Source organism: Jeotgalibacillus haloalkalitolerans (assembly GCF_034427455.1).
In the GTDB taxonomy this organism is placed as follows: domain Bacteria; phylum Bacillota; class Bacilli; order Bacillales; family Jeotgalibacillaceae; genus Jeotgalibacillus; species Jeotgalibacillus haloalkalitolerans.
In genome coordinates, this window is record NZ_JAXQNN010000002.1 from 386,134 (window position 1) to 408,344 (window position 22,211).

Sequence of the window (22,211 nt, forward strand, 5' to 3'; positions counted from 1 at the left end):
TTCCATCCCTTTAAACTTTCGCATTTAGCAGTTTATCAGATTGTTCATCTATTCACAAGTATTATTCATTGAATAACTTCTGATATTTACCATATCCCTCTTTTTCAAGGTCTTCTTTACGTATAAATCTCATTGCAGCTGAATTAATGCAGTATCTTAAACCATCCGGCCCCGGTCCATCATCAAATACATGCCCTAAATGAGAATCCGCTTCATTAGATCTTACCTCAGTCCTGATCATAAAGTGGCTTGTATCTTTTTTCTCTTCAATCTCACTTTGGTCAATTGGCTTTGTAAAACTTGGCCATCCGCATCCGGCATCATACTTGTCTTTTGAGCTGAATAATGGTTTACCCGAGATAATATCAACGTAAATCCCGTCAGCAAATTCATCCCAGTATTCATTTTTAAAGGGTGGTTCAGTACCATTTTTCTGTGTAACTTCAAATTGCATTTTGTTTAACTCATTTACGTTTTTCTTCATCGTCTCAGCCTTTCTGTATTTTGTTCGACCATTCTTTTTCTGCCTGATCCTGCGTAATAAGCCTGATAATGAGCAGGATTTTTCTGATAATAATCCTGATGTGCTTCTTCAGCAGGGTAAAATACGGATGCATCAAAGATATCTGTTACAATTGGTTTTTTAAATTTACCGCTTGCTTCAAGTTCTTTTTTAGATGCTTCTGCCAGGCGTCTCTGTTCTTCATTATGGACGTAAATCGCTGTTTTATATGATTCACCCCGGTCAAAAAACTGTCCGCCTGGATCTGTCGGATCAATTTGCACCCAAAAGAGTTCCAGCAGCTTTTCGTAAGGATAGACATCGGGATCAAATATAATCTGAACTGCTTCGCGATGCCCTGTCGTTTCACTGCATACTTCCTGATAAGTCGGATTTTCCGTATGACCTCCCGTATAACCTGAAGTAACGGATTGAATGCCCGGTTCCTGATCAAACGGTTTGACCATACACCAGAAACACCCTCCTGCGAATGTTGCTTTTTCGTAATTAGTCATGTCTCATCACTCCTATTACTTTGGAACATAGATTGAAAATGAAATTTCATCATCTTCCAAGTCAAATTGATTCGTTTTTACATTCAGACCCTGCGCAACATCTATTTCTGTTACCTGTACAACAATCTGCTGATTTTGAGGTTCCATGACCACCCATTCCGGAAACTCATAGGAATCATCAATGAACTTCAAAACGGATGAAACGGGCAGATCAATTGCACCGAGAGAAAGACTTTCCTGTGTTAACAGCAGGTTGCCGTTTTCAAGTGCGTTCGCTTCAAAAGACATTTGAAAATCAATACTTGTACTGAAGATTGGAATTTCACCATTCAGCTTTACTCTGTCATCAAAAAGTACCGAATAATCAATTGACCCACCCAGTTCCTCTTCAATAAACCGGTTGGCCACAATCGTCAGGTCCTCTCTGTTTGTAATGACTTCAAATTCAGCCCTGGATTCAGGAGGCGCTTCTTGTGATGCATTTGCCTGCTCTCCTTCCACAGGACGTAACAGCAGATAAGCAATCACTGCTGTCGCGATTAATATGACTGATAATAATCCAAAAAACATCAATTTCCAAAAATTTCTCATTTTACTCATCTCCTTGACTGCTGCCTGCATCCAATACTTCAATCACACCCGTTTCAATTCTTTTTGCAATTAAAGAGTAGCCTTCATCATTAGGATGGAAATAATCAGTGTGCAGTAGATTTTGATCAGTTTGCCTGAACAGGTCTGCGACTTCTACATATGAAGTATTATCATAGTCGCTTATGATACTCTCTCCACTGTCATTCCATGTATCAACAATCATTTTCATTTCCTTTACATCTGCTGAAAACATAAAAAACGGATTATAAATACCCATGAGCACAACTGATATTTCAGGATTGATTGATCTGATTTCAGACAAAATTTCAGTTAAATTCTCCTCGTAATTTAACCTTTCACCTTCAAAGCTTTCAAATGAAAGTGAAGGGAACGTGCTTTTTACAACTTTCATTACATCATTTCCGCCGATTGTAATAATGGCTACATCTGAAGCAGCAATTGCGGTCTGTAAGTCATTTTCCTCTCTAACCCTTTTCAGCAGCTGATCTGAACGGTTACCTCTTTTGCCGTAATTTAAAATATCCACTTCCCCAATCCCGTCCCTGTTTTCAAGACTTGTTTCGAGCAGTGGAACATATCCTCCAAGATCTGTGCTGTCTCCAACTCCCTGAGTAAGCGAATCACCTAAAGATACGATCTTGAGAGGCTCAGGGAAAAATCCCTCTTTAGGCAGCTCTTTCTGGGGAAGATCAACTTCTCTCATCTGCTGTTCTGATGAGACGTTACTGCAAGCTGAAAGCATAACTAGCATAATCAATAAAAAAATTAGTCCAGCTTTATTATTTACCATTTCAATCACCTGCCTAACTCCTCTATTCACATTATAACACCTGGAAATTAGGTTCAAACAATCCGCTGCCTGCTGAATCTGTAAAAAAACTGTGTCCTCTATGCAGACACAGTTTTTATCACGTCATATTAAATTTTAATGAAATAAGATGTCAATTATTCATAATAGAACATAAATCCGATTGCACCTTTGCCTGTGTGAGTCGATATGACCGGTGTAGTTTCATTTAAAAAAACATCCTCACTGATTTTGCTGATCACTTTTTCAGCAAGCGGCATTCCATCAGCATGTACTACACTTACCTCTTTTACTTTCCTGCCTTTGGTTTCCTGCTCGTATTGTGCAACAAGGTACTTTGCAACCTGAGTATAGTTTCTGGCCTTAGATACAGGTGTATATTCCCCACCGGCTAACGATGCGATTGGTTTAATGTTCAGAAGTGAACCCAGGAATGCTCTTCCCTTACCGATTCTTCCACCCTTCACAAGGTTTTCAAGTGTATCAACAACGACATATAAAGAAGAATGATCTTTAACTTTTTGTACAAGTTCCTTGATCTCTTCTGTATTTTTACCATGATTTGCAGCTTCAGCAGCCTCTATGACCTGATATGAAAGGGCTCTGGATATAAACCCTGAATCAATGACAGTTACTTTCGTATCAGTCATTTCAGCAGCACTTTCTGCTGATCGAACGGTCCCGCTCATTTTACCTGTCATATGAATAGAAATGACTTCAGAGCCGTCTTCACCTAATCGATCATATACTTCTTTAAATGCTCCTGCAGAAGGCTGGGAACTCTTAGGTAACTCTTTAGAGGCTGCCATTTTAGTCATAAACTCGGATGGTGAAATTTCAACTCGATCCAGGTAGGATTCACCGTCAATGACCAGCGTTAAAGGTACCACCGTAATACCGTACTTATCAATTTCCTCATTTGTTAAATCTGAAGTTGAGTCAGTTACAATTTTAATCATTAAACTACCCCTCATCCAATAGGTTATTACCTCATATTATACTAACTATTTCCCGAATCTCCTAATACTTCAGGATATTTTTTAAAATAAGTGACAGTTGTCATGTCCAGTTGATATGAAAGGTTTTAAAACGCTTTATCAGTGTAATATTCTGCTCCTTGGAATCCATGTGCCTCTTTAGTGATTGCCTGAATATTATGATAGCAGTACAATAATATAAATAGAACAATCATAGAGGTGATAGACAGATTGGATACTTTCGATTATAAAGACCAAAGAGAAGAATTCTGGAATGCGATTACGCACGGTGCCGGGTTTTTATTATCAATACCGGCGCTCGTCATGATTATATTAGCTGCTGTGGAAAGAGGTACTGCCTGGCATGTAGTCAGTTTTGCTATTTTCGGATCAACAATGCTGATTTTGTATCTGTGCTCTACCTTGCTTCACAGTGTGAGAACTGAAAAACTTAAACGGTTTTTCGCGATACTCGATCATTCTGCCATTTACCTGTTAATTGCGGGTACTTATACACCTTTTGTGTTAGTAACGATCCGGGATCCGCTTGGGTGGACGATATTCGGACTTGTATGGGGTCTTGCAATCGCCGGGATTGTATTTAAATGCTATTTTGTTGACAGATACCAGATTATTTCCACTCTATTTTACGTGTTAATGGGCTGGCTCATTATTATTGCAGCAGTTCCTTTATATAATGAATTGTCTGCGGCAGGATTCGGTTTACTGTTAACAGGTGGATTATTCTATTCAGTAGGCGCCATTTTTTATGTATGGAGAAAGCTTCCGTACAACCACGCAATCTGGCATTTGTTTGTAATTGCCGGCAGTGCGTTTATGTATTTCACGGTTTATTTTTACGCATAAAAAAGCCTGGGACAAAATTTTGTCCCAGGCTTTTTTAAACGTTCCGCTGCGCTTAGATTTCATTAGTAATTCTTAATTTTCTATGCCGGCTCACTGATTAAATTCTGTCATAAACAAGGTACTCATAATCATATGGGTTCTTCTCATTTTTTTCACCTTTTACCCTGGAGGTTAGTTTCCATTGATCTTTACTGTATTCAGGAAAATAAGTATCTCCTTCAAACTCTTCATGTATCAGCGTAATATACAACCTGTCCGCTTTTTCGAGGGCCATCTTATAAATTTCTCCGCCACCTATGACGAATCCCTCACCAGCTTCACCAAGTAGCTTCATCCCTTCTTCCAGGTCCGAAACTTTAACCGCTCCTTCATGCTGCCAATTTTCATCTCTTGTAAGCACGATATTTTTTCTGTTTTTCAATGGGCCATTCATTGATTCAAATGTTTTTCGACCCATCAGAATACTGTGTCCGGATGTGATTTTCTGAAAGTATTTTAAATCATCGGGTAAATGCCATGGCATATCCCCGTCTTTTCCAATCACCCTGTTAAGATCATGTGCACTAATCATGGATATCATGTGGTTACCTCCTAGACAGCTACCGGTGCTTTGATCGCCGGATGCGGGTTATAATTTTCAATTACTATATCTGATGGTTCAAGGTCGAATAAAGTCTTCTCTTGATTTATCTTTATAGTCGGTAACGATTTAGATTCTCTGCCTAACTGCGTATTCACCTGATCCATGTGATTGGAATAAATATGCGCATCGCCTATCGTGTGAATAAACTCTCCCGGCTGCAGCCCGCATTCCTCAGCAATTAAGTGTGTAAGCAGTGCGTAGCTTGCGATATTAAATGGTATCCCCAGAAACAGATCGCCGCTTCTTTGATAAAGCTGACAGGACAGTTTACCATCCGCAACATAAAACTGGAACAAAGTGTGACATGGCGGCAGAGCCATTGTTGGCACATCTTCAGGATTCCAGGCACTTACGATGTGCCTTCTCGAGTCCGGGTTATGTTTAATGGATTCGATTACTTCCTTTAGCTGATCAATTGTATCGCCACTCGATTTTGACCAATTACGCCACTGTTTCCCATAAACGGATCCCAGATCACCGTATTCTTTTGCAAATTGATCGTCGCTTATTACCTTTCCCTGAAAAAGCTCCATCTGCTTTTGGTACTCTTTTTTAAAAGCCTCATCTTTCTGGGATCTCAATCCAAAATCAGTCATATCCGGTCCATTATAATCATCCGATTCAATCCAGTTTTTAAACGCCCACTCATCCCATATATGGTTATTGTGTTCCAGTAAGTATCTGATATTCGTATCGCCTTTTATAAACCAGAGTAATTCACTGACAATTAGTTTAAATGGCACTTTTTTTGTTGTAACGAGAGGAAAGCCTTCCTGAAGATCAAATCTCATCTGATGACCAAAGGAACTGATGGTGCCTGTACCGGTTCTGTCATTTTTTCTGACGCCGTTTGCGAGTACCTGCTCAAGTAAGTCATGATATTGTTTCATGTAGTTGCTCTCCTTTAATCGTTGTATTTAAATAAAAAGCTGGCAGCTGCCAGCTTTTTATTATTCAGCAAATTGTAAGTACACAAAGTAAGCGAGCATTAAGAGAAATCCAATACTGATCATAATTTCTTCCAAGACATTTACCCCCTATTCAAGGAACAATATTTAAAAAACTAGCGCTTTTCTTTTCGTATTCTAGTATAATTGATTTAACAATGTGAGTCCATTCAAGATTTACAATTTGCTGATTCTTTATTGAAAGGAATAGAGTACTATGCCTAACTGGATTAAAAAATCATTTGTTGTATTAATCTCGATCCTGACATTCGGAATGATCTCTCCTCAGGATTTACTTGCCTGGAACAGCCAGAAATCTGAAGATCATGAAGTAATCCCTGATCATATAGAAGTTGCCGCACTTCCTGCACTGAGTAAAGAACAATCCGCAGAGCAGCTCATTGCTCAGGCTAGAGAGATTACTGCATCAAAGCTTGGTGACAGAATCCTGCCAAGAATTGAATCAGATTTCGAATCTGAAGTATTGCCAAAAATTGAAGAAATTATATTGGACCTGCTGGATACATACCCTGAAGAAGAAGTGCATGACCTGGCGATTTCTCCTGTCCTCGGCAAAGGGGATGGAGAAAGAATTTTTCATATCATGGATACAAAATCCAATGATGAAGTGCTTTATTTTCATGTAAGAAAAGACCGTCCGCCTCTTGAAGGGTACAGTTTTAATTTCCATTACCATACTGCTGAGGATGGCTTTGAAACGCATCATGAACTCGCTGAGGTATACTGGGGGAAAGACACGCCGGCTAAGTTCGGATCAGAACATATCCATTAAAAAAACCAGTCATTTTAGACTGGTTTTTTTAATGGAATGATACCGTAATGCTGTTTAGTTGATGGTCTGATCATCTGCTTGAAACCTAATTCCTCAAATCTTGATGAACGGAAATGATCTTTCAATATGACTTTTTTCCGTGCAACCCGCTTCGCTTCTTTAACCGCCATATATAGAGATTCATTCTGATATTCAGCCAACTTTTTTAAAGATGATATCCCTTCTGAATGAATGGTTTCAGTAAACATCGGATCAAAGTAAATCACATCATATTGATTTGATGGACACGAAGCAAGATACTGATAAGCATCAGCATGAATGAGTTCTATCTGTCTCATAGCTGAAGTGATCTCATCTGTTTTATGAACAAAGGTTTTTAATCCTTCTCCTGTTATAAATGCAACATCTTTACTCCGCTCTATTGCCGTTACTTTGCTGCAGTACCAGGAAGCAACCAGTGCATCTGAAGCCATACCTGCTGTACAATCCAGAAAAAGGTCGTCAGGTGAAAGATCCGCAGCAGTGATGAGCGGATCCTCTCCCCCTTTAATCAACCGTTTGATTCTGAACGCAGCCGAGTTCGGATGATAAAAAAACGGCTCATCAGCTTCAGGTACATATAGTTCAAATCTGGTATCACCTGCTACAAGAACATTGACCTGATATTGTTTTTGTAATGCTTTCAGTGATCTTTTTTTTCTCTCAACATACATTGCTTCAGGAAAATACCGCTTTGCTGTTTCAACATTCGTAAAAGCATTTTCTCCGGGCCTGCCGGACGTTGTGATAATCACAGCAATCAGCAGTGTTTATCCATAGCGTTTTTTAAATTGCTGACGATATCCTCAACTTCATGATCCTCAATGTCTTCTCTTGGAATAAAATGAGCTACTTCATTATCTTTTAATAAAACAATTGATGGTGATGATGGCTCATAGTCAGGAAATTGCGCCCGCATTTTTGCAGTCGCCTCTTTATCCTGACCGGCAAAAACTGTTACCAGGTGATCAGGCTCTTTGTCATGAGTAATCAGAGCCTGCGTTACTGCCGGTCTTGCAAGGCCGGCTGCACACCCGCATACTGAGTTTATAACAACAAGAGATGTTCCTTTCGACTCTTCAAAAAATGACTCTACTTCTTCAGCTGTTCTCAGCTCCTGAAAACCTGCCTGAGTAAGCTCCTGTCTCATCGGTTTAACCAGCTGTCTCATATATTCTTCATATGCCATCGACATGATTTTACTCCTCCATTCTCTGTTTTCTTGCTTCTGTCATTTGCTTCCACACTGAGCCTTTTGCTTCCTGTCCTTCAGCGATCCGTTCGATCGCCATTTTAATTTGCAGCTTTACTTCAAATTCAGGATCCTCTTCTGCTTCTCTTAACGCCTTTAATGATTTTTCAGTACCTGCTTCATATAAAAACATGGCTGCTCTCCAGCGGACCAGTTTATTTTTATCTGAGAGAGCCTTCATCATTTCTTCCTCAGCTGCAGGGAATCCAAGGTCTGATAAACAATCACCGGCAGTACGTCTGACTGAAGCGTTCTTGTCATTTAACCCTTTATATAACGAAGATAACACCTGCTCATCTTCTATCATTCCGAGATAAACAACTGCAAGCCGTCTGACAGATACTTTTTCATCCTCTAATGCTATATTCAGCATCGGGATATCATCTACTTCAGGTTCAGGTATCTGTTCAAGCAGCTGATACCTTTCCTGCCACGTGTCACATGACTTCAGCATATCAACCGTTACTTTTTTCAATTCCCTAGTCTGAACAGGCTTGTCACCTGCTTCTTTTGCCGCTTCGACAATGGCCTGGACCCTGCTGGAAGGGTATGATGCAAGAATTTCATCAGTCACTTCATCGGCAATTTTATCAAGATCGCCGTATCTTACACCAAAATCTTTCCACTTTCTCTGAAGAATGACATTGTCCCCTTCAAGCTGCGCATCACCCATTGCCTGTGCAAAATAATCGGGTAAACCGTATCTTTTTTCTTCATCGCCGCTTAATAATTTGATCTGCAAAGGTATTCCTTTAAACTGAAGAACTTGAACATTTACTTCCCCGTAGTGTTCATCAGCTTTTTCTTCCTGTACACCTGACTCGTTTTCTTCTCCGAATACTGACCTTACTTCAGGCAGTACCGCTTCCCAGTCAGCTTTAGGGTGTCTTTCCACAGCCAGAAAATCCGCTACATGGTAAATTCCTTTAACGCCATCGATCTGTAAAAGCTGCCTGATTTTATCCGGAGCATTTTCTGCATCATCTTTTTTATAATTATTACTCTTTCCGCCAGCTAATGATTCATCCACGATCACTTTCATCGTATTTGGACTAGGCGTTGGTTCAATAGAAAGTATTTTCAATTTTACCCCTCCGATTATTCCCAAATCTAGTTGCATTGTATCATAATAAAAATTTGTGTTGAAGAAATGGGCTTACTCCGCGTATTCAGATAAATAACTCCATCGTTCTATTGCTGTTTCCAGCTTTTCATTCAGATCTTCTAATTCTTTATTAATTTCTTCTGCTCTCATATAATCACTGCCGGTTTTTTCCAACTCTATTTCAAGTGTCTCAATATGTTTTTCAATTTTTTCAATATCTGAAGTGATGTTTTCCCACTCTAACTTCTCTTTATAGGAAAGCCTTGTCTTTTCTTTTTGATCCGTCTTTTTAGGCTGTTTAGCAGGAGTATTAACAGCCTCTTTTACCTGCTGGTCAATCTGCTTTTCAACATAAGTTGAATAATCATCCAGTGTAATTTCCGGTGTAGACGAATTGTTTAAAATAATCAGCTTATCCGCAACCTTATCCAAAAAGTATCTGTCATGTGAGACCGTGATTACGACTCCACCAAACATATCGAGGAAGTTTTCAAGTACAGTAAGCGTCTGTGTGTCCAGATCATTAGTAGGCTCATCCAGCATCAGTACATTAGGCTGTTTCATCAGAAGCTTTAATAAATACAGTCTTCTCTTTTCACCACCTGAAAGCTTATAGATCGGTGTACCATGCACTTCGGGTGGAAATAAAAATTGCTCGAGCATCTGTGAGGCTGAAATGGTACCTTCTGCAGTTTCAACTACCTCAGCTGACTCTCTGATATACTCGATCATCCTTAATTTCTGATCAATTTCTTCAATCTCCTGAGAAAAGTAAGCAATTTTAACAGTTTGTCCAATCTCCACACTTCCGCTATCAGGCTCTGCCCTGCCGGCAATCATATTCATCAATGTTGATTTACCGCTGCCGTTTGAGCCTGCTATACCGATTCTGTCACCAGGTGTGATCAGTAAGCTGAAATCTTTAAATAGTACCTGGTCGTAGGCTTTAGATACATTTTTCAGTTCTATTACCTGTTTTCCAAGCCGACTGCTTAATGCACCGATGTTCAATTCCTGATCCTGATTTTTTTCCATTGAGCTTTCTAAACTTTCGAAGCGCTGAATTCTGGCTTTCTGTTTTGTCGTACGTGCTTTTGCACCTCTTCGCATCCACGCCAGTTCATTTTTGTAGAGATTATTTTTCTTTTTTTCTGATGAGGCTTCCTGCTCTTCACGTTCTGCCTTCGCCTCAATAAACCGCTGATAATTCCCTTTATATTTGTAGGCTTTCCCTTTATCAATTTCCAGCATTGAATTAGAGACCTGGTCAATAAAATATCTGTCGTGGGATACAAACAGTAAAGAACCCGCATATTTTTGCAAATACTGACCAAGCCATAAGATCGCTTCATAATCCAGGTGGTTGGTCGGTTCATCCAGCAGCAGCAGATCCGGCTCCTCCAGCAGAACCTGTGCGAGCGCGACCCTTTTTTTCTGACCGCCTGAAAGCTGATAAATCTTTTTTTCAGTATCAGTAATACCAAGCTTGGATAAAATTGATTTGGCCTTGGAAGCAGCATCCCATGCATTTTCTTCATCCATCTTCTGCTGGATGTTCAGCATCTTTGACTGAACTTCTTCAGATTCAGGAAATTTTTCATATTCCTTCATGATCAGATCATACTGTGTCATTAAGTTTGTGATTTCAGCATCACTTTCAAAAATCGTTTCCATCACAGTAAAATGATCTTTCAGATCCGGTTCCTGATCCAGGAGCTTAACTGTGTAATTTTTTGGCTGTTCAATCTCTCCGGCATCCGGGTATTCTGCTCCTGCTATTAAATTCATTAATGTGGATTTACCTGTCCCGTTTACTCCTATCAATCCAATCCTGTCAGAATCAGTGATTGTAAAAGATAAATCTTCAAAGAGCGTTTTTTCTCCGTATGATTTGTAAAGATTAAGTACTCTACACTGCTTCATTTTTTACCATTCCATTCATTCAAAAATTGATCTTTAAACAGGTTTAAAAAGCGATCTCTTTCAATCGCAATTTTATATGCTGTTTTTGTGTGCATTTCATCTTTTAAATGTAGCAATTTTTCATTAAAGTGAGCTATAACAGTTGGTTCCCCGGTTTTATAGCTATGCATTTTCTGCTCGTGAGCGCCCCCATATGTAAATGCTCTGGCAACACCGATTGCGCCAAGTGCGTCCAGTCTGTCGGCATCTGAAACGATTTTACTTTCCAGATCGCCCTGGTATAAATGTCTGTTGCGATAACTGACTGATTTAACCTGATGAAGTAAATAGGCTTCCTCAGTTTCATTCAAATATAATTGACTGATTGTCTGATGGAGAAAAGATTCTGCAGACTGCCTGGTATCATGAAGCTTCTCATCACCTGCATCATGTAAAAGACTGATACATTCAATCAGGTTTATATTTTGCACCCCTTCAATTTCAGCAATTTTGATTGCAAGGTTTTTGACACGCATAATGTGGTCCCAGCCATGACCGGTCCGATCCTTCATATAAAACCCCTTAACCGCATTCTCAGCAGCTTTTATCTGGTCAGCTGAAATTGTAATCATTTTTCTTTACCTTCAAGAAAATCAAGTGTTTCAATCACGAAATAAACCATATCCTCTATATCCCGCAGCATATCCTCAGTAATGGTTCTTTCAAAGCGTACAACTGCTTCGCAATAATCCGGGTTTCTGGTTGAAGAAATTTTTCTGATGTCATAGCACCTGTTCTCACCCCATTGCTCTGAAAGAACTGACAATTCTCCTTCAGTCCATTCTTTATCAAACTTTCTGAAGACAATAGAAATAGCTGCACCTGCTTCTTTCGTCTGGCCTTCAGGCAAAAGTTCAGCAGTCAGTTTTTTCAGATCAGCATAAAGGTTCATATCTGCTTCAAACTGTTTATCCTGCACATGGAAAGTCATTGTAAAGCTGCGGCAGAGCGTTGCAATATCCACCTGATCAGACCTTGACGTAATATGAACGGTCCCGTCGAGGTCTCTGTCATAGACTGTTCCTTCAAGAACTGTTTTCAAATTATCAAACGCAGTTGGATCAAACATATTATCCCCACATTCTTTTTTTCGTCATCATAGCATATCAATATCATTCAATCATTTATACGTGTTTTTGCTGTTAAAAAGCAAAAGCCTGGGACAAAAGTGTCTCAGGCTCTTCTTGTCAGAAAGAATTAAAATAATCCGATTCCTTTTCCATCTTCTGTTACGTCCATATTTTTTGCAGCAGGATTTTTTGGTAGACCTGGCATCGTCATCACGTCACCTGTCAATGCAACAAGAAAGCCTGCGCCAAGCTTTGGTACGATTTCCCTGATTGTTACTTTAAATCCTTCAGGACGGCCGAACTGGGACGGATCATCAGATAAGGAATATTGAGTCTTTGCCATACAAATCGGTAAAGCTCCCCAGCCGTATGCTTCAAACTGTTTGATCTGTGCTTCAGCTTTTTTGGAAAATACCGCTTCAGATCCTCCATAGACTTTTCTGATGATCGTATTGATTTTTTCTTTAATTGGCAGATCAAGTTCATACAGGTAAGAGAATTCACCCGGATGATCAATTGCGTTGATGACTTTAGCTGCAAGATCTATCCCGCCGTTTCCGCCTTTTTCCCATACCTCGGTTAACGAGAAAGGAACCTGGCTGCTCTTACAGAAATCTTCCAGAATACTGATTTCTGCATCACTGTCTGTGTGAAATTTATTGATCGCGACCACAGCAGGCAGCCCAAATTCCTGAACCGTTTCAATATGTTTTTGAAGGTTTGTCAGACCAGCTTTTAAAGCCTGTGTATCTTCATTTACAAGTTCTTTTTTTGATTTTCCGCCATGCATTTTAAGTGCCCGCACTGTTGCAACAATGACTACAGCATCCGGATGTTTTTCTGTTGTTCTGGTTTTGATATTTAAAAACTTTTCTGCGCCAAGATCTGCTCCAAAGCCTGACTCAGTTACAACGTAATCCGCAAGCTTTAAAGCTGTTTTCGTCGCAAGAACCGAATTACAGCCATGGGCAATATTCGCAAATGGACCACCGTGAATTAACGCCGGTGTCTGCTCAAGCGTTTGGACAAGGTTAGGTTTCAGCGCATCTTTTAAAAGAAGCGTCAGCGCTCCCTGCACATCAAGATCTGCTACCGTTACAGGTTCGCCCTGATAAGTATAGGCGATCACAATCTGTGACAGACGATTTTTCAGATCCTTTAAATCTGATGACAGACATAAAACAGCCATGATTTCAGAAGCAACGGTGATATCAAACCCGTCTTCTCTAGGCACACCTCTTGCAGGACCGCCAAGTCCAATCACAATCTGTCTGAGTGCCCGGTCATTCATATCCATTACACGTTTCCAGATAACTTTCCTTGGATCGATCTCAAGATCATTGCCCTGATGAATATGATTATCTATAAAAGCTGCCAATGCATTATTGGCAGTCGTAATTGCGTGGATATCCCCTGTAAAATGCAGGTTGATATCTTCCATTGGTAAGACCTGTGCATACCCTCCGCCGGTTGCGCCGCCTTTCACTCCCATAACCGGACCTAAAGAAGGTTCTCTTAAGGCAACCATGGAATTCTTACCTGAAGCCTTTAAGGCATCAGCAAGTCCGACCGTTACAGTGGATTTACCTTCACCGGCCGGCGTTGGATTAATCGAAGTGACGAGGATTAATTTACCATCCTGGGCAGTTTTCAAACGCTCTATCGTTTCAAACTTAATTTTAGCTTTATACTGACCATACATTTCAATGTCATCAGCAGTCAGTCCGGCTCCGGCAGCAATGTCATTAATAGAAACCATAGATGCAGCCTGAGCGATATCAATATCAGAAGGAACAGTTTTATTAGTCGTCATAACAAGCCTCCGCTATATGTAATGCTCTAATTATAACATGTCTAATGTATATATAAACATACAAAAACCGCCTCAAAGGCGGTTTTATTGATCTTCTTTTTCTTGTAGTTTCCTGAGCTTTTCAATCAGCTCCGGCTCATTTTCAAATAATTGAACTAAGTCACCGATCCGGTCAATTGAATTCCAGCTGAGATGATGCTCAATTCCTTCAACATCATTGTAAATATTCTCATCTTTAACCCCGATTACGGATAAAAACTGTTCTAATAGTTCATGTCTGAAGACAAGTCTTTTACCTATTTTGTTGCCTTTTTTAGTTAAAACCAGCCCTCTGTATTTTTCATAGATCAGGTATTCATCTTTATCCAGTTTTTGTACCATTTTTGTAACTGAGGACGGATGAACTGACAGGGCTTCAGCAATGTCAGAAACTCTTGCATACCCTTTTTGATCTATCAGTAAGTAAATTTGTTCGATATAATCCTCCATGCTGGGCGTTGGCATGCGGGGACCCCTCCTCCGGAAACCGTGATTTGATTACTTGTAAAGTGTACTATAACGGTCTTTATGAAACAACTGTCACCCGGTAACGTAAAAAAAGTGTTCTATTCAGAAAATGATAAATGATTTTGAAAATTCGATCTAGTTATTGACGCGGATTTTATTGATGTGTATAGTAAACATATCATTATTGGTGTAATATCCGTAATGGAAATCTCTTTAGGGAAATAGCAGGGAGGAAATCAGATGCATAATGGCAAAGTAAAATGGTTCAATAACGAAAAAGGCTACGGGTTTTTAGAAGTCGAAGGTGGCGATGATGTATTTGTGCATTTTACGGCCGTGCAGGGTGATGGCTACAAATCCCTAGAGGAAGGTCAGGAAGTTTCTTTTGAAATCGTGGAAGGCAATCGGGGCCCTCAGGCTGCGAATGTTGTAAAAAAAGAGTCATAATAAGCCGGCCTATCCAGCCGGCTTTTTTTATTTGTCGGGCTTTCCCTTTTAAGACAAAAGTCTGCCAATTTCCTTGATTTTCAAACCGATTGAACACTCAGAAATACAAAATTTATGGGCTGATAATTTTCCTTTTTCTGACCTCAGCTGTTTTTTAACCGGACATTCCTTGCAATATGTGTTCATCAGATCATCAACAGCTGAAATGGCTGTTTGTTTTTCCATCTCACTCATCCTTATCATTTCTGTTCAGACTTTTTATATTTGTATCATTCATTGCCTGGTGTGCTAATTTATGTGCAGACTTATTGTGATTTCTTCCAATATGCACATATTCAGCAGTCATTCCGTGATCAGTTAACAGTAAATCAATTTTGTCTGCCCAATTCGTTAAGTCCTGATCATAACATGGCCATTCACCTGACATTTGATTCGTCACAGTCAGTGCGTCTCCGTAACAGCGGATAAGCTGCTGATGACCCGCTGCGATTTCAATTGCATGGTGGATAGCATAATATAGCGCGGCGTATTCCGCTTCGTTATTAGATTGAACATCATGTAATAATTTGTTCCGTTTTTCAGTATATGACTCGTGATCTCTCCTGTATTCTATCATCCATCCGAGGCCGGCTGACTGGTCAGTTTTTGAATAGGCCGCATCGAAGTAAACTGTTAAATCTTTTGCCGCTCCTGTTGCTTTAGTCATCAGTTTTTTAAACTCTTTCACAGACCACTGCTGGTCGAGGTCATCGTGAACAATCACCTCAGAAAACCTTCCAGTTTTTTCAAAGTCAGCAATAAATAAAAGTGCCTGATTATCTTCAGCCCAATCACTTTGAAACTGAATGGATGTACCTGAAGGGTGCTCATATTTAGCGGAAAAATAGACTTTCATAAAAGATCCCCTCCTTCATTCTTTTTATTGTACATTTGAATTGTTCACGTGTGCAACTGCTGGTACACTTCTTATAGAGGTGGTATACATGATCGAACTCTTTATAGATGGTGCGAGTGCAGGTGATCCCGGCTTAAGTGGGGCAGGAATCTTTGTGAAAAACGGCAAAGACAGCCTTCAGTTTTCGATCGAACTGGATGAAATGTCAAATCACGAAGCTGAATACGAAGCTTTTCTAATCGGTCTTGAAAAGTGTCTTCCCTATAAACATCAGATTATCTCCTGTAAAACAGATTCACAGGCTGTTTATGCCGCTGTTGAAAAAAGGTATATCAAAAATAAAAAATACGCTCATTATTTACCCAGGATAAATGAATTACTCGACCAATTCGATTTGTTCTTTATTAAATGGATACCAGGTAAAGAAAATTCTGTGGCCGATAAGCTTGCCAGACAGGCGATACATTCACAAAAAAAGAAGAGCTGAGGGCTCTTCTTTTTATATTGCCATTCCTTTAGCTTTTAAATGCTCGGTCATTTCATTTTTATTTTTCCAATCTTTACCTGACAACTCTTCTAATACTGACATATAAAAGCTTGAATCGAAACGCTTTTGGCACTTCAGTGTCGCTTCAATTGCCATTTTAATCAGCTGATCACCCGCGCCGGTAAACTTTTTCCCGAAATAGATAAAACCGATCGCCTCATCATCAAGTTTAAAACCTCTTGTATGAAGGTCAGCAACAAAATCATCCAATGATTTATTCATATGATCTTCTGCTCCATGTATTTTTTTACTGATCTGAGTCCAAACTGATCTACTACACTGATAGCATGATCCGGAAGACCATTCCAGTCTTTAATTGTCGGATTATCAAGTGGTACTTCACAGTGAATCTCTGCCAGCTTACGTGAAAGATGCAGCATTTCCTGATCCTGTGTAATTTTATTTCTCTGGCCAGGTGTCAGGCGGTCTATATTTTCAAGAATGCCTTCGATTGATCCGAACTCTTTTATTAATTTGAAAGCAGTTTTTTCACCAATTCCCTTGACCCCGGGATAGCCGTCGCTGGTATCTCCCATTAATCCCTTCACATCAATAAACTGTTTTGGCGTGATTTCGTACTCTGAGAGAAACCTGTCCAGATTATACGTTTCATATGTGCCAAAACCTTTCTTAATCAGCCACACGTCTACATTTGGGGCTAAAAGCTGCAGCAGATCCTTATCTCCACTTACAATGCTTACTTTACTGTCAGTTTCCATTTTTGCAATTGTACCGATACAATCATCTGCTTCATAGCCTTTTACTCCTATATTGTGAAAGCTCAGGTGGTCTGCAACTTCTTTTACAAGATCAAACTGCGGGATTAACTCTTCAGGCGGCGCATTCCGGTTTGCTTTATAAAGTGAAAATTCTTCATTGCGGAAAGTGTCTTTTCCCATATCCCAGCAGATTGCTACATGAGTCGGTTTGATAATTTCAGCTGCTGTTAATGTATGCTTAATAAACCCCTGGACACCGTTTGTCGGTGTTCCGTTGTGATTATACATAAATTGATTTGATACTGCTGTTGCGAAGAATGACCTAAATAAAAGCGCCATTCCATCAATTAAAAGTACATGTTTCATGGTTTTCTCCTTTTCAAACGAATACCCATCCGGTGAGTGAACGCTGTTATTTCCTGTGATGCTGTCCGATATGGGTTGCGTCCCCGAGCTCTATTTCATGATCATCATAAGATACCCAGTCACTGTAACTCCCTGGATAAAGCTTTACCTCTTTAAAACCTGCCTGTTTCAATGCAATATAATTAGGACAGGCGGTCACTCCGCTTCCACAGTAGACAATCAGAGGCTGCTTTTTATCCCATTCTGAAAATCTTTTAGCCTGTTCATCCGGATCCAGCAGCCACCCATTTTCAAAGCTGTTCACCCACTCATTATTAATGGCTCCCGGAATATGTCCAGGCACCCGGTCAATCGGTTCGTGGTCACCAATATATCTTGCATAATCCCTCGAATCGATCAGGCAGGCACTCTGCTTTCCGGAAACGACATTTTCAACTTCTTTTCTATCAGCTACAATATCATGACGGATATGAAGATGAAAAGTGGTATTTTTCTCTTCAGGAATTTGATCGGTCACCGGATACTGTTTATCGGTCCACTCTCTGTATCCGCCATTCAGTATATAGACCTGCTCGTGACCTGCATAATGCAGTAACCACCATGCCCGTGCTGCAAATGCGCCGTCACACCTATCATATACAACAACCGGTATCTGATCTGATACACCTGACTGCTCCATCTTACGTTTAAATACCGTTAAATCCGGCAGCGGGTGACGCCCGCCATGCGTTTTTACTTCACCGGACAAATCATGATCCAGGTGCACGTAATAAGATCCCGGAATATGTGACTGACGATATCCCACCATGCCTGATTCAGGTGATTTCAGGTCAAACCTGCAATCCAGAATTGCCATCGGACGCTTTAGTTCGATTTGTTCAAGTAACCATTCAGCTGATACTGCTGCATGCATGCTCATCCCCGCCTTTTTGAATTAATTTTATGACGTGCTTTTTAGGTACCCAGCAATTGAACTTGTAATTGGGCTTTGTTTCATAACCAAGCCTTTTACACTGATAAGTCATTTCCCCTGCCTTATTTCTTTCTGCAAGGAAGTGTATACAGGTGGCACACACGTGATAGCGATCAATTTTCATAGGAAGAAATCCTGTTCAGTGCAGTTTCCAGTCTTAAAGCATATGCTTCAGAATAAAGATTTTTCAGTGCTGAGTCAATTTGAGCTGACAATTCTGCCTGCCAGTTGCTGAACAATACATGTTCGACTCTTGACATTTCGTCCAGGGTCCACTGTGTTAACTGATCAGCCACTCTCTCTATTTCAATAGCTGCCTTGTCCTTAAATTTATCTTCCAGCGCATGCTGCATAAATTTCTTTTCGTTCTTTTCAAAAAAAGATTTAGTATTCTTAAACATTGACTTTTCCTGATTAAAGTCTGATTCATCAAGCTGATCAAATATTTGATTAAACGTCAGAAGTTTTGCAGGTTCAACTTTTATTTCAGGCTTAACCCCTTCCGGAAATAGAATCTTCACCTGGTCCCATATCCGGTTCATTTCTGTTTTGTACAGTTTGGAGATCTGCTGTTCTATTCGATAGTTGACCACTTTGAACTCCTGAGAAAAATCAAAAGAAACCATCTCAATACATTCCTGCATCGCCTGGGATAGTGCAGCTTTATTAGATTTCCCATGAAAGCCTGCAGGGTTAAAAGCCTCTTTAAAGAAATCCGAAAACCTGTAAAACACCCGCTGGTGCACGTAATGAAGTAGTTCTTTTAATTCCTGTTCCGTCTGTGATCTGACACTGTCTCTGTAAAGAGGATCGAAATAGCTGCCAAGGTTTTCTGACAATGCCGAGAGATCAGATTTCCTCTCTGCCTTCTCACATTCATTCGCTCTCATCTGTTTTAGAAGAACCTGCATTCTTTCTACGGTCTGATCATAATAATCAGCAGTATTCTTTTTGACAATCGAATCAAGCTCCTGGTCAATAAACATTGAAAATTCATCCTGAAATTCTGCAAGACCGGAATATTTATCATTTCTTAATGCCTGAAGGCTCGAAACCCCAAATATTTTCGGTTGTTTCACACCAAATGTCTGCAATTGTTTTCTAACATACTGGATAACGTCCTGCTTTTCTTCTTCACTTTCTGCCAGGTCTGCAGCATTCACGATAAAAAACATTTTATCATGCTCGAAGCTTTCTTTAACTCTGCCCATCTGAATCAGGAACTCACGGTCAGCTCTTGCAAACGCATGATTAAAATAAGTAACGAACAGAATCGCATCTGAATTCCTGATGTAATCAAAAGATACGTCTGTGTGTCTGGCATTGACTGAATCTGCTCCAGGCGTATCAACAAGTGTGATCCCATTATCTGAGACTGATGAATCTGTGTAGAGGTCAATTGCCTCTACAAAACAGGATTGGTGCTCATTTGATACAAATCCCTCAAATTCTTCAAACTTCACATGTGCCGTTTTCCCGAGCACTTCTCTATAGTCATCCCACCCTTTAAGAAAGGCACGGATAAAACTTTTTTTCGATTCTGATAAATCTTTATTTTTCTTCAGAACATCCGGGAGTGTATGAGCCATTTCTTCTAAAGACTTTATCTCTATTAAATGCGAAGCTTCCTGCAGATCTTCAAGCAGCTCCGAAGACTGTTTGAAATGGACAATTACCGTCTGATCAGGGTGCTGTTCATCCGGAGGGTATATTCTGTTAATGGAAGCGGTTGTCGGATTTGGAGAAACAGGCAGTATTTTCTCCCCAAGCAATGCATTGGCAAAGCTTGACTTACCTGCACTGAATGCACCAAATAAAGCAACAGTATACTGTTTATTTTTTAATCTTTCAGCCTGAGCAAAAAGCGTTTCTGACTGTTGTTCAAATCCATTTATATCTTTTATCTCATCAGCTAGCTGCAGGCTGTTTCTTAATAAAACTTCTTCATTTAATTCTTCAGCAGGCAATGATTTTGTAATGACCTCATTTTCAGGTGAATTCTCATCACCGGTTATGATGTGGTCAAGATCTGATAACTTTTCCACATTCGCTTCCTCGCTCCATTTGTCCAGCCATTCATCTTTCACTGTCTCGCTGAAGTTAAGCAGGGAGAGCTCATTCACTTTACGTTCCAATTCCTCAATCTGCTTCAGCACATTAACTTTTTTTGTTAAATCAGTGTGTTCTGCTGACTTCCTTACTGCATTTTCTTCTATCTGATCTTCATATGTGTCGAGTATGTTCTCCTTGATGGAAAGCATTTGAGATTTTATCTCTTTTCTGCAGTCCTGTGCAAGTCCGTCACAATAATTAAGAAGTGCTTCACCTGTAAATCCTGCACCGCTCTTTATATTTTGTTTTGCGATAAGAATCGGTTCGGCTATAGAGATTTTTTCTATTTCCCCGCTCCAGCCTGACCGGGAAATACCTGCACGTTCAAGGAACTGATAAAGGATTGTCTTTGCATGCCACACGAGCTGTTCATCAATAATCGCCTTCAGACTTTTATCAAGTTCCGCTTCCCTTGCCTCTTTTTCCTGCTTCGTCTTTTTACCGGAAAACAATCCGCCTGCTTTAAAATTCGGCTGACTGGATTCAAGGAAATTTTCAGCAATGGCTCTGACTTCTGCCGGCATGAGATAACTTGATTGAAGCATTTTGTTCATTTCAGCATCAAAATTTTCTGACCAGTCTTCAAGAGAACCGATGTGACCTGCTTCCAGCTCTTCTGCCTGTCTGTATATCATATCTTTGTTTTCAATATCTTCTTCCGTAACGATCGATGAATAAACTTCCAGTATTTCAGATTTTTCATCTTCCAGAAAAGATTTCAATTCAGACTTTAAAACATCCAGAGAGCTTTTTACAGAATCAATTAACAGCGAATACCTGTTTTCAGTCATATCGGAGATTTCATTTTTTAGCTGACTACTTTGATTTTCAGGGTGTTCAGGCTTTTTTAAAGTGGTGTAAAAAAACTTTTCAGGCATCGCTCCCCAGTCAAAAAACGCTCTTTCTACTGCATTTTTATAAGTTATAAAAGCCAGTTCTTCATCTCTGTGTTTATCAACCTGATTAATCACAGCATAGATTTTTCTGTTATGCATGGACATATGTCTTATGTATTCAAAATTCATTTCTGACTGCACGTGGTTATAATCCATCACGTAAAAAAGCAGGTCAGCAAGGTGAACAGCTGATTCAGTTGACCTTTTATGTGCGTCATCAACCGAATCAATGCCTGGTGTATCAAGGAGTGTAACACCAGCTGGAAGCGTGCTTGAGTTCTTCCAGATATCAATTCTTTTAATGGCCAGTCCTTCTTTTCCCAACTGAACAATAGACGTTTCATCAAGTGGTGGCTCAAGTTCGTATATCTGATTTTCAGCAGTTGTAATTTGTACAGGTTTTTCATCACCCGTATGGAGCGCGATTAGATTTGCACTCGTTGGGATTGGACTTGAGGGCAATAGGTTTTCACCGGTCAGGTGGTTAATCATTGCAGATTTCCCTGCTGAAAAATGCCCGCAAAATGCAATGACGATTTCCTCACGGTGTAACTTTTCTGCCAGGTGAATGGCTTTTTCCGCTCTCTCAGCATCCCCGTAATCGTTGGATTTTAGATAAAATCCAATCAGCTCACTTAATAATTGATCTTTTTGGATGTCAAAATCCGCTTTATTCACATAAACCATTCCTTTTCGACTGTTGATTAGTGCGCGTTCTTATTCATCTATTATTGTATCTGAAAAACAGCTTCTTCAAATAAAATTTAATCATTTTTCAGAAAGATTTTTAAAATCTTTTTTATAAGCAAAAAGTAATGGTATAATAGAATCATTATTTTGCGCT

The 22,211-nt window shown here is 39.8% G+C and carries 25 protein-coding genes; 4 read left to right on the top strand and 21 right to left on the bottom strand.

Annotation, left to right across the window (positions count from 1 at the left end; all coding sequences use genetic code 11):
- Positions 1-61 precede the first annotated feature (61 nt).
- The 5 genes from msrB to UFB30_RS06845 form a co-directional block, all read right to left on the bottom strand.
- Complete coding sequence (gene msrB, locus UFB30_RS06825) at positions 62-484, bottom strand: peptide-methionine (R)-S-oxide reductase MsrB (protein ID WP_322420939.1); 423 nt, start codon at positions 482-484, stop codon at positions 62-64.
- Positions 481-1,017: a peptide-methionine (S)-S-oxide reductase MsrA gene (msrA, locus tag UFB30_RS06830; protein ID WP_322420940.1), complete on the bottom strand. Its 537-nt coding sequence runs from the start codon at positions 1,015-1,017 to the stop codon at positions 481-483. The genes msrB and msrA overlap by 4 nt, the downstream gene beginning before the upstream one ends.
- Before the next feature lie 15 nt (positions 1,018-1,032).
- The gene (locus UFB30_RS06835) at positions 1,033-1,608 is read right to left on the bottom strand and encodes a YpmS family protein (RefSeq protein ID WP_322420941.1); all 576 of its coding nucleotides are present in this window, start codon (positions 1,606-1,608) and stop codon (positions 1,033-1,035) included.
- A gap of 1 nt (position 1,609) precedes the next feature.
- Positions 1,610-2,419 carry an SGNH/GDSL hydrolase family protein gene (locus tag UFB30_RS06840; RefSeq protein WP_322421527.1) on the bottom strand — a complete coding sequence of 270 codons (810 nt, stop codon included), beginning with the start codon at positions 2,417-2,419 and terminating at the stop codon, positions 1,610-1,612.
- 155 nt (positions 2,420-2,574) lie between these two features.
- Complete coding sequence (locus UFB30_RS06845; RefSeq protein ID WP_322420942.1) at positions 2,575-3,396, bottom strand: DegV family protein; 822 nt, start codon at positions 3,394-3,396, stop codon at positions 2,575-2,577.
- 249 nt (positions 3,397-3,645) lie between these two features.
- On the opposite strand from UFB30_RS06845, the gene trhA reads away from it, so the two are divergent.
- Positions 3,646-4,281 carry a PAQR family membrane homeostasis protein TrhA gene (trhA, locus tag UFB30_RS06850; RefSeq protein ID WP_322420943.1) on the top strand — a complete coding sequence of 212 codons (636 nt, stop codon included), beginning with the start codon at positions 3,646-3,648 and terminating at the stop codon, positions 4,279-4,281.
- A 97-nt stretch (positions 4,282-4,378) separates the two neighbouring features.
- Here trhA and UFB30_RS06855 read toward each other — a convergent pair whose 3' ends face one another.
- On the bottom strand, positions 4,379-4,861 hold the full coding sequence (locus tag UFB30_RS06855) for a dihydrofolate reductase (RefSeq protein WP_322420944.1): 483 nt from the start codon (positions 4,859-4,861) through the stop codon (positions 4,379-4,381).
- Between the two features lie 11 nt (positions 4,862-4,872).
- Complete coding sequence (locus UFB30_RS06860; protein WP_322420945.1) at positions 4,873-5,814, bottom strand: thymidylate synthase; 942 nt, start codon at positions 5,812-5,814, stop codon at positions 4,873-4,875.
- Between the two features lie 274 nt (positions 5,815-6,088).
- On the opposite strand from UFB30_RS06860, the gene UFB30_RS06865 reads away from it, so the two are divergent.
- Positions 6,089-6,664: a YpjP family protein gene (locus tag UFB30_RS06865; RefSeq protein WP_322420946.1), complete on the top strand. Its 576-nt coding sequence runs from the start codon at positions 6,089-6,091 to the stop codon at positions 6,662-6,664.
- A gap of 14 nt (positions 6,665-6,678) precedes the next feature.
- Here the strand turns inward: UFB30_RS06865 and UFB30_RS06870 are convergent, their stop codons facing one another.
- The 8 genes from UFB30_RS06870 to mntR form a co-directional block, all read right to left on the bottom strand.
- A complete protein-coding gene (locus tag UFB30_RS06870; RefSeq protein ID WP_322420947.1) occupies positions 6,679-7,458 on the bottom strand; it encodes a class I SAM-dependent methyltransferase in 780 nt (259 codons plus the stop codon).
- Between the two features lie 5 nt (positions 7,459-7,463).
- The gene (locus UFB30_RS06875) at positions 7,464-7,898 is read right to left on the bottom strand and encodes a BrxA/BrxB family bacilliredoxin (RefSeq protein WP_322420948.1); all 435 of its coding nucleotides are present in this window, start codon (positions 7,896-7,898) and stop codon (positions 7,464-7,466) included.
- A gap of 4 nt (positions 7,899-7,902) precedes the next feature.
- Positions 7,903-9,039 carry a conserved virulence factor C family protein gene (locus UFB30_RS06880; protein ID WP_322420949.1) on the bottom strand — a complete coding sequence of 379 codons (1,137 nt, stop codon included), beginning with the start codon at positions 9,037-9,039 and terminating at the stop codon, positions 7,903-7,905.
- A 72-nt stretch (positions 9,040-9,111) separates the two neighbouring features.
- On the bottom strand, positions 9,112-10,983 hold the full coding sequence (locus UFB30_RS06885; protein ID WP_322420950.1) for an ABC-F family ATP-binding cassette domain-containing protein: 1,872 nt from the start codon (positions 10,981-10,983) through the stop codon (positions 9,112-9,114).
- Positions 10,980-11,594 (bottom strand): HD domain-containing protein, encoded by a 615-nt coding sequence (locus UFB30_RS06890; RefSeq protein WP_322420951.1) that lies wholly within the window; start codon positions 11,592-11,594, stop codon positions 10,980-10,982. The genes UFB30_RS06885 and UFB30_RS06890 overlap by 4 nt, the downstream gene beginning before the upstream one ends.
- Positions 11,591-12,091 carry a hypothetical protein gene (locus UFB30_RS06895; protein WP_322420952.1) on the bottom strand — a complete coding sequence of 167 codons (501 nt, stop codon included), beginning with the start codon at positions 12,089-12,091 and terminating at the stop codon, positions 11,591-11,593. The genes UFB30_RS06890 and UFB30_RS06895 overlap by 4 nt, the downstream gene beginning before the upstream one ends.
- 128 nt (positions 12,092-12,219) lie before the next feature.
- Positions 12,220-13,905 (bottom strand): formate--tetrahydrofolate ligase, encoded by a 1,686-nt coding sequence (locus UFB30_RS06900; RefSeq protein ID WP_322420953.1) that lies wholly within the window; start codon positions 13,903-13,905, stop codon positions 12,220-12,222.
- A gap of 84 nt (positions 13,906-13,989) precedes the next feature.
- Complete coding sequence (gene mntR, locus UFB30_RS06905) at positions 13,990-14,409, bottom strand: transcriptional regulator MntR (RefSeq protein WP_322420954.1); 420 nt, start codon at positions 14,407-14,409, stop codon at positions 13,990-13,992.
- 243 nt (positions 14,410-14,652) lie between these two features.
- Here mntR and cspD point away from each other — a divergent pair, with 243 nt between their 5' ends.
- Positions 14,653-14,859, top strand: coding sequence for a cold-shock protein CspD (gene cspD, locus UFB30_RS06910; RefSeq protein ID WP_322420955.1), 207 nt, complete (start codon positions 14,653-14,655; stop codon positions 14,857-14,859).
- 48 nt (positions 14,860-14,907) lie between these two features.
- Here cspD and UFB30_RS06915 read toward each other — a convergent pair whose 3' ends face one another.
- Together UFB30_RS06915 and UFB30_RS06920 are read right to left on the bottom strand one after the other, a co-directional pair.
- Positions 14,908-15,084: a zinc-finger domain-containing protein gene (locus UFB30_RS06915; RefSeq protein ID WP_435390798.1), complete on the bottom strand. Its 177-nt coding sequence runs from the start codon at positions 15,082-15,084 to the stop codon at positions 14,908-14,910.
- Between the two features lies 1 nt (position 15,085).
- A complete protein-coding gene (locus tag UFB30_RS06920) occupies positions 15,086-15,754 on the bottom strand; it encodes a reverse transcriptase-like protein (RefSeq protein WP_322420957.1) in 669 nt (222 codons plus the stop codon).
- An 88-nt stretch (positions 15,755-15,842) separates the two neighbouring features.
- Between UFB30_RS06920 and UFB30_RS06925 the strand changes: the two genes are divergently transcribed.
- The gene (locus tag UFB30_RS06925) at positions 15,843-16,241 is read left to right on the top strand and encodes a reverse transcriptase-like protein (protein ID WP_322420958.1); all 399 of its coding nucleotides are present in this window, start codon (positions 15,843-15,845) and stop codon (positions 16,239-16,241) included.
- A gap of 12 nt (positions 16,242-16,253) precedes the next feature.
- Here the strand turns inward: UFB30_RS06925 and UFB30_RS06930 are convergent, their stop codons facing one another.
- The 4 genes from UFB30_RS06930 to UFB30_RS06945 form a co-directional block, all read right to left on the bottom strand.
- Positions 16,254-16,523, bottom strand: coding sequence for a DUF6123 family protein (locus UFB30_RS06930; protein ID WP_322420959.1), 270 nt, complete (start codon positions 16,521-16,523; stop codon positions 16,254-16,256).
- Positions 16,520-17,386 carry a 5'-3' exonuclease gene (locus tag UFB30_RS06935; protein WP_322420960.1) on the bottom strand — a complete coding sequence of 289 codons (867 nt, stop codon included), beginning with the start codon at positions 17,384-17,386 and terminating at the stop codon, positions 16,520-16,522. The genes UFB30_RS06930 and UFB30_RS06935 overlap by 4 nt, the downstream gene beginning before the upstream one ends.
- Before the next feature lie 46 nt (positions 17,387-17,432).
- Positions 17,433-18,299, bottom strand: a complete 867-nt coding sequence (locus UFB30_RS06940) for a sulfurtransferase (RefSeq protein ID WP_322420961.1) — start codon at positions 18,297-18,299, stop codon at positions 17,433-17,435.
- Between the two features lie 173 nt (positions 18,300-18,472).
- Positions 18,473-22,045, bottom strand: a complete 3,573-nt coding sequence (locus UFB30_RS06945) for a dynamin family protein (RefSeq protein ID WP_322420962.1) — start codon at positions 22,043-22,045, stop codon at positions 18,473-18,475.
- Positions 22,046-22,211 lie beyond the last annotated feature (166 nt).